The organism is Streptomyces sp. NPDC045899 (assembly GCF_056431485.1).
The window spans coordinates 52,900-70,844 of the sequence record NZ_JBWKKP010000016.1; the positions used below are offsets into that span (position 1 = coordinate 52,900).

Here is a 17,945-nt window from a genome sequence, read left to right on the forward strand (position 1 = left end):
GGCGGGGCCACCGGCCGACGCGCAGCGCGCCGGTGGCCCTGCCGTGGCCGTGCGGGGGGCGAGGCCCATGGACGGCCGGTTGTCATGGCGCGCGGTCAGCGGCCGAGCACGGCCATGGCCGCGTTGTGTCCCGGCACCCCGCTGACCCCGCCGCCACGGGCCGCTCCCGCCCCGCACAGCAGGACGTTCGCGTGTCCGGTCTCCACTCCCCAGCGGCCCGCGCCGGGCTCGGCGTAGGGGAAGTCCAGATCGCCGTGGAAGATGTTGCCGCCGGGCAGCCGCAGATCCTCCTCCAGGTCCAGGGGTGTCCTGGCCTCGATACAGGGCCTGCCCTCGGCGTCGGTGGCCAGGCAGTCGGCGAGCGGTTCGGCCAGGTGGGCGTCGAGCTGGGCCAGGGTGGCCTTCAGCAGCGACTGGCGGGCGCCCTCGTTGTCCCCGGCGAACAGCCGCGCGGGGGCGTGCAGACCGAACAGGGTCAGGCTGTGCCAGCCCTGTTCCACGAGCCCGGGGCCCAGGATCGAGGGGTCGGTGAGCGAATGGCAGTAGATCTCCGAGGGGGGCGTGGTGGGCAGGCTCCCGGATACGGCCTGCTGGTACGCCTCCTCGAGCTGGGTGTAGCCCTCGGCGATGTGGAAGGTCCCGGCGAACGCGGTACGCGGGTCCACGGAGGTGTCCCGCAGCCGGGGCAGCCGCCGCAGCACCATGTTGATCTTCAGCTGGGCCCCTTCGGCCGACGCGGGCGGCCGCTCGCCCAGCAGCTCCGCCAGGGCCTTGGGCGAGGCGCCCACCAGCACATGGTCCGCGTCGACCACCAGCTCACGGTCACCGGGCAGCCCGTCACCGTCCACCGGTCGGAAGGTCACCTCCGCGCGGCTGCCGTCGGTGGCCACCCGCGTGGCCTCGGCACCGGTGACCAGCTCGGCCCCGGCCGCGCGGGCGGCGTCCGCCAGCGCGTCGGTGAGCGCGCCCATACCGCCCACGGGCACGTCCCAGTCACCCGTGCCACCACCGATCACGTGGTAGAGGAAACAGCGGTTCTGCCGCAGCGAGGGGTCATGGGCGCCGGAGAAGGTCCCGATCAGGGCGTCGGTGAGCACGACACCGCGGACCAGGTCGTCCTGGAACCGTGACTCCACGGCCTCGCCGATCGGGCGCTCGAACAGCGCCTCCCAGGCCGCGTCGTCCCCGACCCGGGCCTTGAGCTCGTCTCGGCTGGGCAGTGGCGAGGTGAGCGTGGGGAAGATCCGCTGCCCGACCCGCTCGGTCATCGCGTAGAACTCCTGCCACGCGGTGAACTCGCGGTCGGAGCCGGTCAGCCGGGTGAACGCGTCACGGGTGCGGGCGGCGTCCCGGTGCACCAGCAGCCCGGTGGCCCGTCCGTCGCGGACCGTGGGGGTGTAGGACGACACCGAACGGGAGCGCACCTGGAAGCTGAGTCCCAGGTCGCGCACGATGTGCTGGGGCAGCAGGCTCACCAGGTAGGAGTAGCGCGACAGCCGCGCGTCCACCCCCGGGAAGGGACGGGTGGACACCGCCGCTCCCCCGGTGTGGTCCAGGCGCTCCAGCACCAGAACGCTGCGCCCGGCGCGCGCCAGGTAGGCGGCGGCGACCAGCCCGTTGTGACCTCCGCCGACGATGACGGCGTCGTAGCGCGTCTTTCGCGGCTTGACTTCGGGAAGAGCGGACACGGTTCCCTCCAGACGGCACAGCAATCTCTTACTGATTGAGCGTTCAGTATTGGGCTACGCGGGACGGCCACGTCAACCCCCCGTCCGCACCGCGATACCGGTATCCGCGCAACGATCTTCGACAGACGCCCGGGCGCGGTGACACCACGGTGCGGGGGTGGCGGAACGCCATGGGAGAAGGGCGGGCGGACCACGGAAGGGGACACGGGGCACGCACCGCCGACGGACCGTTCCACCGCCCGGCCGGGGAGGCACCCACGGACACCGGCGGTAGCACGGGAGAGCACACGGCGCGGGGCGGGGCGGTGGCGCGACACGCGGCCCGCTCCGGCCCGGTACCGGCCAGGCCCTTCCGGGAAATGCCGGTGTGCGCCGGGGCGGCTTTCGGTGTGTCCGCCATCGGCTCGCGCGCCCGCTACACATGGGTGCGTTTCTCCGCGTGCACGGATCTTTTCAGGAATTCAAGGGGAGGGCACCAGGGAATTTCCCTAGTCACCTCCAGGGCCGCAATCCGGATTCAGGTGACATAGGCTGTCCGCACTCCCAGGGCACCCGAACCTTTGTACGCATATTCGCATCCGCCCGCCGGTGGCGTCCGAATGTCACCATGCGGGGGGGGCACCGCACCGGACCCCGTCCGAGACAAATGCACCGATCCCGTCGGATGGCCCCGGCGTGCCGCCGGAAATGACGTCGTTCCTCCGCGAACGCTGGGACGACGGAAATCATCGAGCCGTCAGCCCCCGTCGAGGACACCGGCGAACCAGCTCCCGGAGAAGACCATCGAGGCCCAGCTCGCCAAGGTGAACCGACCCGGCCGCCGGGATCGGAGGGGGTGGCCGCCGGCATCCGGCGGCCACCCCCTCCGGCGTCAGCCGACCACGGTGCCGAACCAGTGGAGGTCCCCGCACACCCGGCGGGCGTCACAGACGGCGGTGATGAACACCGTGTGTCTGCCCTGGACGGCCTGGACCTCGGCGGTGACGTCCTCCTGCTCCCCGTCCGCGGGGACGGTGACGAGGGCCCACGGCTCACTGTCCGCGCAGTCGAGCCGGAACTCCAGCCGCGCCCCGCTCTCACCGCCGTTGGACACCCGGGTGACCAGCCGGCCGTCCCCTTCCTTGCCGAAGTCGACCTGGTCGTAGCGGAGTTGGTCGCCCCCGCTGAGGCTTCGGGCGTGCCGGTAGCCGGAGCGGGAGCCTTCGGCCCCCTCCTGAGCCGAGTACTCGTCGGCGTTGACCCGCAGCCGCGCGGCCAGCGGGGGACCCGCCTTCGGCGAGGCCGTCGCCCCGGGATCCTGACCGCCCTGTCCGCAAGGGGCAGGGTCGGACGACTCCATCCAGCGCATCGCCAGGGTCCCGGTGAGCGCGGTGGCCACGGTGACCGTCACCGCGACGAAGACCGTCGTACGGTGGCTCGTCCCGCGCAGCCACATCACCGCCTTCCGGACCGGTCCTGCCTCGCGGTGCCGACGGCGGCCCGCACCCGCGGGACGGGGCGCGGGCGCGGCGCGCACCGGCCGTTCCCGCGGTGCCGCGGGGGCGGCGGCCTCCTTGTTGCGGCGGTACTCCTCGGCCGGCCACCATCCCAGCAGCCGCAGGGGCAGATGGCGTGCCGCGCGGGCATCGAGCCGCACCAGGTCCTCGTAGAGGGCCCGGCACCGGGGGCAGGCGGCCAGATGCGCCGCGACCTCGGGGCTCGGCGACGCGTACGGAAGACCGGCGCCCTCGCTGAGGATCTTGATGCAGTCCTCGCTGTCGACCCGCTCGAGGTACAGCTCCATCCGCGAACGCCGCAGACCCCGGTCGGCCGTCGCCAGGCGCGCCCGCAGCTCGCGGCCGGTGAGGCCGGTGATGCCCGCGAGGGCCGTCAGATCGTCCCGCTCGACCAGGGCGTGCCACAACAGGCACTGCTCCAGCGGGGTCAGCCCCTCATAAGCCACCTGCAACTGGCCGTCGTCGTGCATCGGCCACACCGAACCGCTGGCGATCCACGCCATGAAACCGGACGAGAAGGCGTGTGGATGGCGCAGGGCGTCGGCCACCGCGGCCAGCCGGGTGGACTCCAGGAGCTGGAGCCGGACGCAACTCGCGTGGCGGCCGCGGTCCAGCGGATGCGGCGAGGCCACCCGCTCCCCCAGTTTGGCGAACGCCTCCGACACCAGCTTCGCCGCGAGCGCCGGGGAGGTGGTGCAGGTCAGCGCGTAGGCACGGACGGACGCCTGGTGGCGTTCGTACACCTCCCGGAACAACGCGGTACGGCCCTCCCGGACCGCCCGGAGCGCCGCCATGTCACCGTCGACGGATTCACGGACCAGGGACGCCATCCCCGACCGGTTCATCGGCCGCCACCCCCGGGACACCCCGCCACCGGACCGGAGCCGGTGCCGTCACCGATCGGCGGGGGTGAGGGTGCCGCGCGCCGTAAGGCACTCTCTGCGGCGAGGGTGTCCTTCTTGGCCTTCCAGGCGAGCAATGGCATGGTCCAACCCCGATGGTGTAGTTCTTCGCAGTGCCCGCCTGCCACGATTTCGCCGGTCTCCGCGTGCGCGCTGGTTGGTCATTTTGCTTTCAACTTCGACGCGGGTTCCGGTGTGAGGGGGGAGCCGCCTCACACCGGGTGAGCGCGGGCATGGACCACGGCGGCCGGGGATCCGACAGCCGGTCCGATCGTGGGAGTTCTTCGGGTTGCGTGGTCGTCCGGGAACATCAGCATCTTATGCACCAGACGCCATTGTTTTCACCCGCCAGCAAGAAAACTTTCCTAACTTGCCAGTACGGTAACGCCGATGAAACGCCCGAGCGAGAAGTGCGACCATGTAAATCATTTCGTTTTGAAACATCTGTGCGTCGTCAACGCCGCATTCACCCCTGGCTGTTCCGTGTGATACGAGGGCGGTCCCGGGCGCCGTCCGATTTCCGGACGCATCACCGGGTCCCGGCAGTACACAGTGGTCCGCGCGGGGTCATAAGCTCCGGTCCTGCACCCGGTTGCGCAACTCCCGGCGGTTGCGCACCCCGAGTTTGCTGAAGATGCTGCGCAGGTGGTACTCGATCGTCTTCACGCTCAACAGCAACTCCTGTGCGATCTCCCGGTTGGTGTGGCCGAGCCCCACCAGACCGGCCACCTCGCGCTCGCGCGGGGTCAGCAGGGCTTCGAGCTCCCCCAGCCCCTCCCGGGTGCCCAGCGCCGCCAGATCGGCGCGGCAGGCGGCCTGGAACGGGATGGCGCCCAGCGCGGTGAACGTGGCCTCAGCCGCCTGGAGATGGCGCTGGGCGTCGGCCACCCGCCCCTGCGCCGCCACACACCGCCCGTACGCCTGTTCCAGCAGCCCCCGGTACAGGGGCACGTCCTGCTCCGGGCGCAGCGCGTCGGCCGCCGTGGCGTACACCTCTTCCGCGGCCTTCGGGTCGCCACCGGCCTCCACCAGCCGTCCGCGCAACCAGATGTCGGCCACGGCGAGCAGGGCGTTGTCCGGGTCGGTGTCCGGCGCCAGCGCGGTCATGGCCTGCCGCGCCTGTTCCAGCCGGCCGCATTCGATCAGCGCCTCGATCCGGAACGGCAGCCAGCAGGCGGCGAACAGCCGGGCCCGTTCCACGTACGCGGCCTGCTGGGCCACGTTCTGCAGGGCCGCCAGCACTCCGCGGAAGTCCCCCCTGGCCCGTGCCGTCATGGCCCGCGCCAGGGCGATGTGGAACTGCGGGCCCGCGTAGTCCAGGTCACGGGACGCCTCGGTGGCCAGTCCCACGCTCCGGGCGGCGGCGTTCTGGTCCCCCCGCGCCGACTCGATCATGGCAGTCATGGAGAAGAGCAGGGCCCGGTCGAAGACCCGCCCATGTGATTCGACCATCGCCAGACCGCGTTCCATGTCCCGGGCGGCCTGGTCCCAGTAGCCGGTCAGGAAGTGGCAGATGCCCAGGTACATCCGGGAGCACAGACCGAGGATGCGCTCGCCTTCCGGGCGCACCCGGGTCGTGGCGGCCGTGAGGTCGGCCTCCGCCTCGGCGAAGCGGCCCGACGCCAGGCGCAGCACACCGCGCAGCGCGAGCCCCAGCAGATCGTCGTCACGGACCCGGTCGGGCCGCTCGGGGAGGTAGCCGAACGAATCCAGGCCCGGGAGCGCTCCCTCGCGCAGCGCCCGGCCGTACGCCGCGAACGCCCGCGCGGCACCGGCCACTCCGCCAGGCACCACCGCTCCGCCACCGGGCGGCGTCCGCACACCGCCGGTGTCGGCCCTGCCGCCCCCGGCCGGCACCGCGGAGCCGAGCGCACGGGCGGGCCCGCGGGGGTCCCGTCCGGTGGCACCGCGTGACGCGCCACCACGGGCGTCGCGCGGGACACCGAGGGCGGTGAGGGCGGCCGCCGCGGCCCGTTCGACCTCCTCGCCTTCGCCGAGCACCGCGCACACCGCCGCCAACTCGGCCAGCAGCACAGCCACTTGGGGATCGCGTCCGGCGGTGGCCACCGTGCGGCAGGCCCGTCGCAGCAGGGTCCGCGCGGCGATCAGCCGTCCGGCGGCGAACTCCAGCAGCCCCAGTGCCTCGTCCCGCAGGACCGACGGACGCCGCGCGCACACCTCCTGGCCGCGGCGGGACACCTCCCCGTCCGCCCCGGCCCAGAACCACAGCCGGATCGCGCCGAACACCAGGCGGTCGCTGTGGTCCTCGTCCTCGGCCGCCAGCAGTCCGGACGCCCACCACAGATGGCGGGCGGCCGGGGCGAGTCTGCCCTCACGCAGCTCCAGGCCCGCGAACGTCTCCAGTTCCGCCGCCAGCGCGGGGTCCGGCGCCTGCGCCGAGGCCACCTTGTGCACCAGCGCGCCACGCCTGCTCACGGCCGCGCCCGCGGCACGGTGCAACTCCCTTCGCCGGGTGGGCGAGATGGCGCCGTAGACGGCCTCACGCTGCACCGGGTGGCGGAAGCCCACCGCCGGGAGGTCTCCCTCCACCGACCACTCCACCAGTCCGGCCTGCACCGGCGCGTCCAGAGCGGCGGTGCAGTCGCGGTAGCCGAGCACCCTGCTCAGCACCGCGACGGGCACCGCCTCCCCCAGGACGGCCAGGGCCTCCAGCACCTGACCGCTGTCCACCGGCAATCCCACCAGCTGCCGACTGACCACGTCCGCCAGCCGCGAGGGCACGGCCCCCTCGCCGGACACCACGTCCCATGCCTCCCGCCACCCGAGCGCCAACAGGTTTGCCACATACGACGGATGGCCACCGGTGTACCGGTGCAGCCGCCGTACCACCTCCCTACCGGCCCCGTCCCCGCCCGCCAGCCGGACCAACTCACCGACCTCGCCCACCGCGAGCCCCGACAGCCCCACCCGTACGACCGGCTCCACCCCCTCCACAGCCATCCGGGTCGGACCGTCCCACGACGGCGGCCACCGCACCCCCAGCACCACCAGCACCCGGCCGCGCCCCATCCGCCGCATCATGGACGCGAGCGCCTGGAGCGAGGCGGCGTCCACCCCCTCGGCGGAGTCCACCACCAGCGCCACCGGTGACGTCCCCTGCAACTCCCCCACCCAGCCGAGCAGTCGGCGCCCCACGACGCCGGGGGCCATCACACTTCCGCCGCCCACCGGCACCACACCATTGCCCGAAGCCCCACCGGCCCCGGACACCAACTCCCCCACACAGCCGTACGGCACACCCACGCCGTCCCCGGCGCCGCCCCGCGCCCCCAGCACCAGGAAATCATCCAGCCCCGCGACAAAACGCCGGATGAGAGCCGACTTCCCGGCCCCCGGCATCCCCTGCACCACGACGAGACCCGGCACACCCAGCCGAACACCCCGTGCCACCACACCCAGTCGGCGGAGTTCCATCTCCCGGCCCACGAAACCGTCCGGCGACTCGGAATTCGACAACCACCCGGAACCCCCCGAACAATCCACCCTGTCGATGACGACACAACCCTTCCCGCAAAGCCACAAACCCATAGCGCCGGAAAAATCCACGACACCCGTTAACACCACCACACCCTAAGCCACACCCATGACAAAACCACCCCAGCGCCCTACTAGGGACAATCACCGACCACACCCCACCACAACCCAGACAAAACAACCACGCGGCAAAACACCCCGCCAGTCCCTGATGGCGCCGACAACCCCCGCCAGCCCTGCCCTCGCCGCCCCGTCACCCCGGGGCGGACCAGAGTAGAATCGATTACACAGTGTTACCTCACCGGGAGAAAGAGACCGCGGGGGTGAACATGGAGGAAGAGGGCACCGAATCGTTCATCGGCCGAATCCACGAGCTGGACCAGCTGCGCCACAAGGCTCACGCCGCAACCCATGGCAGCCCTAAGGTCATCTTGTTGTCCGGGCCGACCGGAATCGGCAAGACCATGCTGGTCCAGCATTTCTCAGAAAACCTCGGGGACACCTTCACCGTCCTGCGGGCCGAAGGTAATCGAGCGGAAATCGATATCCCTTTCGCCGCCGTACTCAGGCTCCTGGACGACGTCACCACCACATACGGCAGAAATACCGCCGCCCCCGAATACTCCGGACAACAGCCGTCCGTTCTGGCCTTCGGAGGAGCGGCGCTCAGCGCACTCGACAGCGCGCAGCAGCACGCACCCCTGCTCCTGTGGCTGGACAACGCCCACGACATCGACCTCGACTCCCTCCAGGCCCTGGGGTTCGCACTGCTGCGGCTGCGCGCCGACCGCGTCCTGACGGTCGTGGCCACCCAGCGCCCCGCCCGCACCGCCCGCGACATGGGGCTGAACGGCCTGGGCAACGCGGTACAGCACATCGCGCTGGATGGTTTCACCGTGCCGGAGACCCGGCGGTTCCTCCAGGCCAGGAACGGCCGGGCACCCTCCGAATCACGGCTGCGCAACCTCATCGGCTGGAGCCGCGGCAACCCGCTCTACCTCCGGGCCGTCCTGGGCGCTCACGCGGGAGCGTTCCCCGACGATCCGGGAACACTGCGGATCCCCACCTCGCTGAGCGAGGCGGTCGGTGAATGGGCCCGTTCCTTCCCTCCGGCCAGCCGCCGCATCCTCGATCTGCTCGCCGTCCTCGACACGCCCGCCTCCGTCCCCCTCCTCGGCGAACTGCTCGCCTCGGAGACCGTGGTCACCGACGCCGAACCCCTGGTGCAGCAGCACGCGGCCCAGTGGACACGGACCGGAGGCGCGCCCCAGCTGCGGCTGATGCACACCGGCCAGCGGGAGGCGCTGTACGCCGCCATCCCGCAACCGGAGAAGACCCGGGCACACCGCGCCGTCGCCGACACGCTCGAACCACCCACCCGGTGGCGCCACCAGATCGCGGCCGCCCAGACCTACGACGCACCGCTGGCCGATGAACTGGCACACGCGGCGGACCGCGAACTCGAGGCCGGACATGTGTCGCTGGCCGCCGAGTACGTCCTGGCCTCCTCCCAGTGCGACCCCGACGGCGCCCGCCGGCAGGACGCACTGCTCAGAGCCGTGCGCATGCTCGTGATCAGCACCCAGTACCGGGCGGCGCTGCACCACTACGACCAGGTGTTGCGGACACCGTCCGGACCCCAGCGCCAGGAGGCGCTGGGGCTGCTGAGCTTCGCCGACGGGCAGGACACCAGGGCGAGCACCTATCTGCGCCGGGCCCGGGAGGAGTTCAGCGAGGCCGGGACGCCCGAGGACGCCGCCACCGCGGCCGCCGAACTCGGCGTCGCGCAGGGCTCCCTGGGGCTCGGACGGGAGTCGCTGGCCTCGTCCGCCTTCGCCCTGCGGCACACCCGGGACGAGGCCGTACGCGGCATGGCCCGTGCCACCACCGCCTACGGTCACGCGCTGCTCAGCGGACCGGCCGAGGGGCTGCGCCATATGGAGGGGCTCAGCGCGGACCCGGACCGGGTCCCCGTCCCGGACACCGACACCCTCACCTACCGCGGCGTGTTCCGCGGCCTCGCCGGAGACCTCACCGGGGCGCTGTCGGACCTCTCCGTGGCCGCCCGGCGACGCAGCCTGGGGGTGTCGCGGATCAGCAACGTCTCGGCGCTGCACAACGGCGCCTGGTGCCACTTCCTCCTCGGCGAGTGGCAGGAGGCCCGCCGCAGCCTCTCGGTGGGCTTCGACGTCGCCCAGACGACAGGGCGTTCGGTCGACTTCTTCACGCTGCACTGTCTCAGCGCCGTCCTCTACGCCTTCACCGGCCGTCCGGAGGAGACCCGGGCCGACCTCCAGGAGGCGCTGGAACTGGAGTCGACGGCCGACTACGCCGGGCCGGGCTTCCATCTGGCCACCACCCGGGCCGCGGTGGAGTTCACCCGGGGGAACGATGCGAAGGTGGTCGGCCTGCTGGCGCGGGCCCACGAGGAGCCCGCCCATCTGACCCGGTCACGGCTGTACGCCAGCCGGCACCTGCCCCTCCTCGGTGTCGCCTGCGCCCACACCGGCGACCTCGACCGGGCCCGGAGGGTACTGGCGGAACTGGAGTCGGCCCACCCGCACGGCGCCCTCCTCCCGGTGTCGGTCCAGTGGGTGAAGGGCAGCATCGCCGCCGCCACCGGGGACACCGAGGGCGCGGTGCGGGAGTTCACGGCCGGACTCGCGGTGGCCGCCCACGGCGGTGACCCGGTACTGCACAAGGCCGTCATCCGCCATGATCTGGGCGCCCTGCTGATGCGGGCGGGCGACGTCGAACGGGCACGGGAACAACTGCGCCGCGCGGGAAGGACATTCGAACGGCTGGGGGCGAAGCCGTACGCGAACCGCTGCCGGTCGCTGCTCGGCACCGCGGACAGCGCGCGGGAGCGGACGCTGTCCCGCGGTTTCTGGAGCTCGCTGACCGACCGGGAGAAGGACATCGCCGGTCTGGTGGCCCGTGGCTGGACCAATCGGGAGATCGCCGCGGAGCTGTACCTCAGCACCAAGACCGTCGAATACCACCTGAGCAACATCTACGCCAAGCACAACGTCCACGACCGGCGTCACCTGCGCAATCTGCTCCAGCCCGGCCGCCGTTGACCCACCCCCGCCGGAGCGCACGACTACCTGATCGCCGGCTCACCGGCCGGTGAGGGAACCCTGCGACGGAGGACGTCATACGCGGGTACGAGGACGACGGCGCCGGCGGGAGCAGACCCGGGAGCTCATCGCCGGTTCCCCGCTGCTGGACTTCCCCACCGGCTCCCGGGTATTGGACCTGTGCTGCGGACCGGGGCTCTACCTGGTGCCGCTGGCGGCGCGCGGCCACACCGTGACCGGGGTGGACTGAGCCCGGTGATGCTGGAGCGGGCCCGGATGGCGTGCGCGGACGCCGGAGTGGACGTCCGCCTCGTGCGCGCGGACATGCCCGACCACGTCGAACCGCGCGCCTACGACGTGGTGCTGAACGTCTTCACCTCCTTCGGCTACTTCGACGACCCAGAGGACAACGTCCGGGTGCTGCGGCAACGCCCATGAGTCACCGGCGCCCGGCGGACGGCTGCTGATCGACGTCATGGGCAAGGAGGTACTCGCGGGCTGGACCGGCCGCACCGCATGACCAAGGCACCGGTGGCCAGCGGCCGGACGCCAGTCCGGGTCGGTATGAGGACGATCCTCGTACTGCTCTCGGCCTTCCTGGCGGTCTCGGTGGTGGCGGGGGTGGCCCCGGTCCCACCGTCGTCCCCTTCGGCGATGTGCTGCACTATCTCGCCACGGCCGTCACCGGGGGCCGGATCGGGGCGGAGGAGGTCACGGACTACTCCGTGGTCTGGGAGATCCGCACCCCGCGGGTACTGCTCGCCGCGGTGGCCGGCGCGGGCCTGTCCGTCGTCGGGGTCGCCGTAGTGGCGCTGCTGCGGCAGAGCCGGGCGCTGGACGCCCTCCAGTGCCTGGCCCTGCCCCCGCTCCTGATCGCAACCCTGCGCCGGATGCGCTCAGCCCGCTGCGCGCGGGCCGCGTGACACCCCTCGGCCACCGCCGCTGCCGGGCGGACCGGAGGGAACAACTCCGCAGACACCGGCGTTAGAGCATCCGAGGAGGCGAGGATGAGCCACGCAGAGACGGACCAGAAGAAGACCCGGGACGCCGCCGAGGAGCGGCGTCATACGCGCTTCGGCGCACTGCCGGAGCGGGTGCGGCCCGAGGAGATGGTGGAGGAGCGCCCGGCCATCGCCCAGGACCCGGCGCGGAACGCGTACAACGACGAGGAGTGGATGGTCCGCTACGGACTGTAGTCACGATGGCGGTCGGCGGGCCAGCAGGTCCCTGAGAGCCGCGGTGACATCGGCGGGTGTCTCCTCGGCCATGAAGTGACCGCCGGTGACGGTGGTGTGGCACAGATCGGGCGCCCATGCCCGCCACCGGGCCTTGGCGTCGAAGCCGAGGGCGGCGCCCCAGTCCTGCTGGAGTACGGTCACCGGCATCCGCAGCCGGTGACCCGCCTGCCGGTCGGCCTCGTCGTGGTCGACGTCGATGCCCGCGGAGGCCCGGTAGTCGGCGACGATCGAGGGCACGGCCGCACGGGACGCGCCCAGGTAGGCGGCGCGCACCTCCGCGGGGACGGCCCGCGGATCACGGGCCCAGACATCGAGGAAGTGGCCGAAGAAGGCGTCCGGGCAGGCGCCGATCATCCGCTCCGGCAGCCCCGGGGGCTGGGCCATCAGATACAGATGGAAACCGACGGCGGCGGCGGTCCCGCCCATCACCTCCCACATGTCCACCGTCGGCAGCACATCGAGACAGGCGAGGTGGCTGACGGCCGCCGGGTGGTCCAGACCCGCGCGGAAGGCCACCAGCGCACCACGGTCGTGTCCGGCCAGGGCGAAGCGCTCATGCCCCAGTGCGCGCGCCGAGCGGACGATGTCGGCGGCCATGGTGCGCTTGGCGTAGACCTCCGCACCGGTGGCCTCCGGCTTATCGCTGTCACCGTAACCCCGCAGGTCAGGGCAGATGACCGTATGGTCGGCCACCAGGTCGGCCGCGATATGGCGCCACATCAGATGGGTCTGGGGGAAGCCGTGCAGCAGCACGATCGCGGGGCCTGAGCCCGCGACGGCCACATTCAGGGACACCCCGTCGGCGACGGGAATACGCCGGTATGTGAAACCGGCGAGGGCGGTGGCGGAGGTCATGGCGGCGTTCTCGCTTTCCGGGAGCTGACCAGGAGCCCTGTAAGCCTCCCGGGCCCGGATGAGCACGCGATGAGCACGCTAGCGTGGACCCGGCCACGGAGACCCGGAGTGTCCCCGGGGCGGCGGGGCACGAAGAAGGAGGTGGCCGGGGTGCGGGTCGTCTTCGGAGTGCTCGGACCGGTGACGGCGTGGGACGCCGCCGGACACCCCATCGCGCTCAAAGGGCCTCGTCACCGCGCCGTCCTGGCCCGGCTGATCGTGGCCCGCGGACGCGTCGTACCGGTGGGCCACCTGGTGGACGACCTGTGGCCGGACCCTCCCGCGGGCGCTGTGAGCGCGGTGCGCACCTTCGTGGCCGCGCTGCGCCGTGCGCTGGAGCCCCGGCGCACGCCCCGCACTCCCGCCCGGCTGCTGGTGACCGAGGGCCCGGGGTACGCGCTGCGCGCCGGCCGCGACACGGTGGACGCCTGGTGCTTCGAAGACGGACTGACCACCGCCGCGGCCCTTCCCCCCGAGGACGCGCTCGCACGGCTGGAATCGGGGCTGGGGCGGTGGCGCGGGCCCGCGTACGCGGAGTTCGCCGATGAGCCCTGGGCCCGCGCCGAGCGCTCACGTCTGACGGGCCTGCGGCTGCACGCCGTCGAGCGGCGGGCCGAGGCCCGGCTGGCCCTGGGCCACGCCGGTGAGGTGGTGCCGGATCTGGAGGCGCACACCGGGGAGCACCCATGGCGCGAGGACGCCTGGCGGCTGCTGGCCCTGGCGCTGTACCGCACCGGCCGGCAGGGGGACGCGCTGGCGGCGCTGCGGCGGGCGAGGGCCCTGCTGGTCGAGCAGTTGGGGGTGGACCCCGGTCCGGGGCTGCGCCGGCTGGAGCGGGACATCCTCGGCCAGGCGGACCACCTCGACACCGCGGACCGCCCCGCGCCCGCCGCCCGGCCCGACTCCGGCCCGGCGGGCGCGGCGGAGCGGGTGTGGGCCCGGACCACCGCGGCGTACGACCGTACCGTGGCCTCCGGGGCACGGAACCGGCTGGAGTCGACGGTCGGCCTGCTGCGCCAGCTCGCGGTGTCCGGCGGCGGCGGCCTCGAGGCCGCCCGTGAACACCGGGTGGCGGCCGTCGCGGCGGCCGAGGAACTGGGCGACCCGGAGCTGACCGCCCGGGTGATCGGCGCCTATGACGTCCCCGCGATCTGGACGCGCTCGGACGATCCGCACCAGGCGGCCCGGGTGGTCGCGGCGGCCGAGCGCACCCTGGAGGCCCTGCCGCACGGCGGACCTCCGTCCGCACGCGCCCGGTTGCTGGCCACCATCGCCATGGAGTCACGGGGCACCCGCTCGGCGCGCGGCCGCCAGGCCGCCGAACAGGCCGAGCGGATCGCCCGCGACCTGGACGACCCCACCCTGCTGGCGTTCGCCCTCAACGGCACCTTCCTGCAGAGCTGTTACCGCGCCGGACTGGCACCCCGCCGGGACGGGATCGGCGCCGAGCTGGTCGCCCTGTCCACCCGCCACGGTCTGACCACCTTCGAGGTGCTGGGCCACCTCATCCGCCTCCAGGCCCGCTGCGCGCTCGCCGACTTCCCCGGGGCCGACGGCCACGCGGCCGCCGCGGACCGGCTGGCCGAACGCCATGAGCTGCCGCTGGCGGGCGTGTTCACCCAGTGGTACCGGGCACTGCGGCTCGCCGCCGCCGGCGGCGGCCCGGGCACCGCACAGGAGTCGGCCTACCGGGCCGCCACCACCCGTCTGGACGGTGCGGGGATGCCCGGTGTGGAGCACGGTCTGCTGCCGCTCGCGCTGCTGTCCGTAGCGCTGCGCAACGGCTCCCCCGCCCCGGTCGGCGAACACACCGACTGGGGACCCTACGCGCCCTGGACCCGCCCGCTGGTGCTGCTGGCCCGGGGCCGCCGCGACGCGGCCGCGGCCGCGCTGCGCGACGCCCCCGACCCACCGGACGATCTGCTGTTCGAGGCGCTGTGGTGTCTGCTCGCCCGGGCGGCCGTGGACCTGGACGACCGGGAGACGATGGAGCGGGCGCACCGTGAACTGAGCCCGGCAGATGGGGAGTTGGCCGGTGCGGGCAGCGGGCTGCTGACCCTGGGCCCGGTCTCCGGACATCTGAACGCCCTCACCACGGCCCTGCGCCGCCCGCGGTGAAGCGGGGTCATCGCCGGACGACCACCAGGTCCACCTCGTAGGACTCCTCCACCTCCCCGTCCGGGAAGACATCGCGCAGGTGGGCGCGCTCCTCGGCGAGGAACGCCCGGGTGCCGGGCTCGCCGAGCACGAGGAACGCCGAGTGGCTGCTGATGTTGGACAGATGCAGATCGAGGGAGACGGTACGGCTCCAGCGCACCTGCCGCCGCGTCAGACGCAGCCCCTCGAGCCCCGCGAGCCGGGCGGCCTCGCGGTCGTCGGTGCGCCTCGTCGGGGGTGGTGTCACTCCGCAGTGGCGGGCGATGCGTTCGCTCTGCGCGGAGATCCACGGCACATCGGTCGCGGCGATGTTCCACCACAGCGCGAGCGCACCGCCGGGACGCAGCACGCGCAGCGCCTCGGGCACCGACCGGGCGGTGTCGGTCCAGTGCCAGGACTGCGCATAGGTGATCAGGTCGAAGGAGGCGATGGCGAGGGGCAGCGCGTCGCCGTCGCCCCGGACGATCGGCACTCCGGGGAGGGCGGTGCGGAACTGGGCCGCCATCCCGTCGCCGGGCTCGACGGCGACCACCTCGGCGCCGCGCTCGCACAGCAGGGCGGTGGCGATCCCGGTGCCCGCTCCGACATCGGCGACCCGGGCGCCCGCGAGGGAACGCCCCATGAGTTCCTCGACGGTGTCGAGGAGGGCGGGCGGATAGGACGGCCGGCTCGCCGCGTACTGGGCGGCGGCCCGGTTGAACGAATGCGCGCGTGTGGTCGTGGTCATCTCCCCATCCTCACCCCTCGACCGCCCGCGCGGGGTGGTGAACCTCCGGGGTCTCCGGCGGGGTTGACGGCCCGGACCCACCCCTGGGCCGGTGTGCGGCCAGCCACTTTCCGGCGTAGCCGACGGCGTCGGCCAGGGCGAACAGCCGTACCTCGGCCCCGCCCACCCGGCCGTGCACCACCGGGCGTTCCGCCTCGAAGGCCGCGCCCAGCTCGGCGAAGCGCTCCTCGGTGATGGAGGTGTCCCGGACGGTGTGCCAACGGCGTCCGCCCGGGGTCATGACAGCGAAGGAGACATCGACCCGTGGGGCCGGGATCCGGTATTCGGCGAGGTGGAAGGCGGTGCAGGCGTCGAAGCCCGCCCCCAGCAGCAGGATCCGCGCCCCCGCCTCCTCCAGCCGGGCGAGCGGACTGCGTTCGCCGAGCCGGCAGGCCGGGGCATGGCCGTCCACGATCGCGAAGGCACCCGCCCCGATGGCCGCGAAGGAGGTCTGCGGATGGGCGCTGCGCAGTGCGCCGGGCCAGGTGCGGACGGTCTCGGGGATCCGGCCGACACCGTGGGTGGGCGTGGTGCGCGGGTCATAGCCGGGCATCGCCGCGCGGATCCCGGCCCACCAGGACTCGGGCACCGGCGGATTGCACCAGTCGGCCGGATCGGAGTTGTCGCCGGAGTGCGTCGGCACCACCAGCGTTCCGCCCGGACCCAGGACGTCGAGCAACGCCTGGACCACGGTGACCGCGCCGCCGCAGACCCAGCCGAGCGCACTCAGGGAGGAGTGCACCAGGAGGGTCTCCCCCGGGCGCAGACCGAGCTCATGGAGCTGGGTCACCAGTGAATCGCGGGTACAGAGCGGGCCGCTGGGCGGAGTCGTCGGCATGAGGGGATTCTGCGGCCCCCCGGGTCGAGGGAACCACCAGTTTTCGCGTGCCCGCGACGGCGCCCCGGACCGGGCCGCTTGTCAGCCCATCACCCATGACAAGTTCACTAAGTCCGCCCTTGTTATAGAAAGGCAAAAAATGTCCGTATTGTGTAACACGCGGTGTTTCATGGTGTCTCCCCAGCATGCGGCGCGGCACAGTGATCTCCCCGGCCACCGCCGGGACCCGATCAACGGGACGGCCCACCGCCGTCCCCGCACACCAAGGGGTCACCATGACTCGACTCGCCCGCCTTGCCGCCGGCAGCCTCGCCGCCACCGCTCTGCTCGGCGCCGCCGCCCTTCCGGCCGGCGCCCACCCCACCACGCACCACGCGCGCGTGACCATCGGGGAGGTCCAGTACAACAGCCCGGGCAGCGACGACTACTCGCGCCGGAGCCTCCGCGCGGAGTGGGTCACCATCACCAACAACGGCCGCCAGCGCGTCGACCTCACCGGCTGGACCCTGTCCGACACCTCCCGCCACGTCTACCGCTTCGAGGACCTGACCCTGCGCGGCTACGAGTCGGTGCGGGTCCGGACCGGCTCCGGCACCGACACCCGGCGCGACGTCTACCAGGACTCCCGCACCTACATCTGGAACAACGACGGGGACACCGCGATCCTCCGCAACGACCGCGGCCGCGTCGTGGACGCCAAGTCCTGGGGACGCCAGGGCCACTGGCACCACCACCGCTGAGCCGGACCGGACCACCACCGCGGCCCCGGTGTGCCCCGTCCTCGGACCGGGCGCACCGGGGCCGTCCCGCGTACGCCCCGGCAGCCGGGGCCGCCTCAGCCGGCCGGCAGGTCCCACACCGCCATCACCGCGCGCAGCCGGTCCCGGTGGGCCGCGATCCAGCCGGCCGGAAGATCCACCGGCACCCGTACCGTGACCATCGAGACTAACTCGTCCACCACGACGACCTCGGGACAGCCCCGCTCCCCGGAGAGCCGGACGGAGAGCGTCGGACCTCGCTCCACCCCCATCCATGTGATGTCATGACCCGCTTCGAGCCGGTCCAGCGCACGGCCCCAAGCCTCCAACCGCGATCGCCACAGCGAGACATCGAGCCGGCCCCGCACGAACGGGGTGTCGAGGACGAGTTCGGCGGCCAGACCGTGCGGCACGGCCGGCAACCGCCCCACCACGGTGACGCTGACGCGATTGCCCTCGGCGTCGGCCAGATGGACCAGCTCCCCGGCCGGACGGGCCCCTTCAACACCCTCGATCTCCGTTCCCATGGGACGCGACTGTAGGTCACCGCCCCGGAACGGGCCGCGATTGAGGGATTTTTGCTCTGGCCTTCCGTCTCCCCGGGCTCTCATCCTGGTGGGTCGAACAACGGGA

General features: G+C 72.7%; 12 protein-coding genes and 1 pseudogene. 6 read left to right on the plus strand and 7 right to left on the minus strand.

Features of this window, described 5'->3' with window-relative positions:
- Window positions 1–95: 95 nt before the first annotated feature.
- From AC07FT_RS23515 to AC07FT_RS23525, 3 genes are all read right to left on the minus strand, one after another.
- Window positions 96–1,688, minus strand: a complete 1,593-nt coding sequence (locus tag AC07FT_RS23515) for a phytoene desaturase family protein (protein ID WP_479177953.1) — start codon at window positions 1,686–1,688, stop codon at window positions 96–98.
- A gap of 871 nt (window positions 1,689–2,559) precedes the next feature.
- Window positions 2,560–4,029 carry a carbohydrate-binding protein gene (locus tag AC07FT_RS23520; protein ID WP_479177954.1) on the minus strand — a complete coding sequence of 490 codons (1,470 nt, stop codon included), beginning with the start codon at window positions 4,027–4,029 and terminating at the stop codon, window positions 2,560–2,562.
- Between the two features lie 624 nt (window positions 4,030–4,653).
- On the minus strand, window positions 4,654–7,563 hold the full coding sequence (locus tag AC07FT_RS23525; protein ID WP_479177955.1) for a helix-turn-helix transcriptional regulator: 2,910 nt from the start codon (window positions 7,561–7,563) through the stop codon (window positions 4,654–4,656).
- Window positions 7,564–7,910: 347 nt separating this feature from the next.
- Here AC07FT_RS23525 and AC07FT_RS23530 point away from each other — a divergent pair, with 347 nt between their 5' ends.
- From AC07FT_RS23530 to AC07FT_RS23545, 4 genes and pseudogenes are all read left to right on the plus strand, one after another.
- Entirely contained in the window at window positions 7,911–10,661 is a 2,751-nt protein-coding gene (locus tag AC07FT_RS23530; protein ID WP_479178031.1) for a helix-turn-helix transcriptional regulator, read from the plus strand.
- A gap of 49 nt (window positions 10,662–10,710) precedes the next feature.
- Window positions 10,711–11,172, plus strand: a pseudogene (locus AC07FT_RS23535) (class I SAM-dependent methyltransferase); the annotation flags it as partial.
- A 145-nt stretch (window positions 11,173–11,317) separates the two neighbouring features.
- On the plus strand, window positions 11,318–11,584 hold the full coding sequence (locus AC07FT_RS23540) for a hypothetical protein (RefSeq protein WP_479177956.1): 267 nt from the start codon (window positions 11,318–11,320) through the stop codon (window positions 11,582–11,584).
- 84 nt (window positions 11,585–11,668) lie between these two features.
- Window positions 11,669–11,857: a hypothetical protein gene (locus AC07FT_RS23545; RefSeq protein ID WP_479177957.1), complete on the plus strand. Its 189-nt coding sequence runs from the start codon at window positions 11,669–11,671 to the stop codon at window positions 11,855–11,857.
- Here the strand turns inward: AC07FT_RS23545 and AC07FT_RS23550 are convergent, their stop codons facing one another.
- A complete protein-coding gene (locus AC07FT_RS23550; protein ID WP_479177958.1) occupies window positions 11,858–12,754 on the minus strand; it encodes an alpha/beta fold hydrolase in 897 nt (298 codons plus the stop codon).
- Window positions 12,755–12,904: 150 nt separating this feature from the next.
- Between AC07FT_RS23550 and AC07FT_RS23555 the strand changes: the two genes are divergently transcribed.
- On the plus strand, window positions 12,905–14,911 hold the full coding sequence (locus AC07FT_RS23555; protein ID WP_479178032.1) for an AfsR/SARP family transcriptional regulator: 2,007 nt from the start codon (window positions 12,905–12,907) through the stop codon (window positions 14,909–14,911).
- Between the two features lie 7 nt (window positions 14,912–14,918).
- On the opposite strand, the gene AC07FT_RS23560 is transcribed toward AC07FT_RS23555, so the two are convergent.
- Window positions 14,919–15,677, minus strand: a complete 759-nt coding sequence (locus AC07FT_RS23560) for a class I SAM-dependent methyltransferase (protein WP_479177959.1) — start codon at window positions 15,675–15,677, stop codon at window positions 14,919–14,921.
- A 10-nt stretch (window positions 15,678–15,687) separates the two neighbouring features.
- A complete protein-coding gene (locus AC07FT_RS23565) occupies window positions 15,688–16,554 on the minus strand; it encodes an AAC(3) family N-acetyltransferase (RefSeq protein ID WP_479177960.1) in 867 nt (288 codons plus the stop codon).
- A gap of 275 nt (window positions 16,555–16,829) precedes the next feature.
- Here AC07FT_RS23565 and AC07FT_RS23570 point away from each other — a divergent pair, with 275 nt between their 5' ends.
- Window positions 16,830–17,294 (plus strand): lamin tail domain-containing protein, encoded by a 465-nt coding sequence (locus tag AC07FT_RS23570; protein ID WP_471199169.1) that lies wholly within the window; start codon window positions 16,830–16,832, stop codon window positions 17,292–17,294.
- Between the two features lie 95 nt (window positions 17,295–17,389).
- Here the strand turns inward: AC07FT_RS23570 and AC07FT_RS23575 are convergent, their stop codons facing one another.
- On the minus strand, window positions 17,390–17,839 hold the full coding sequence (locus AC07FT_RS23575) for a DUF5959 family protein (RefSeq protein ID WP_479177961.1): 450 nt from the start codon (window positions 17,837–17,839) through the stop codon (window positions 17,390–17,392).
- Window positions 17,840–17,945: the final 106 nt, after the last annotated feature.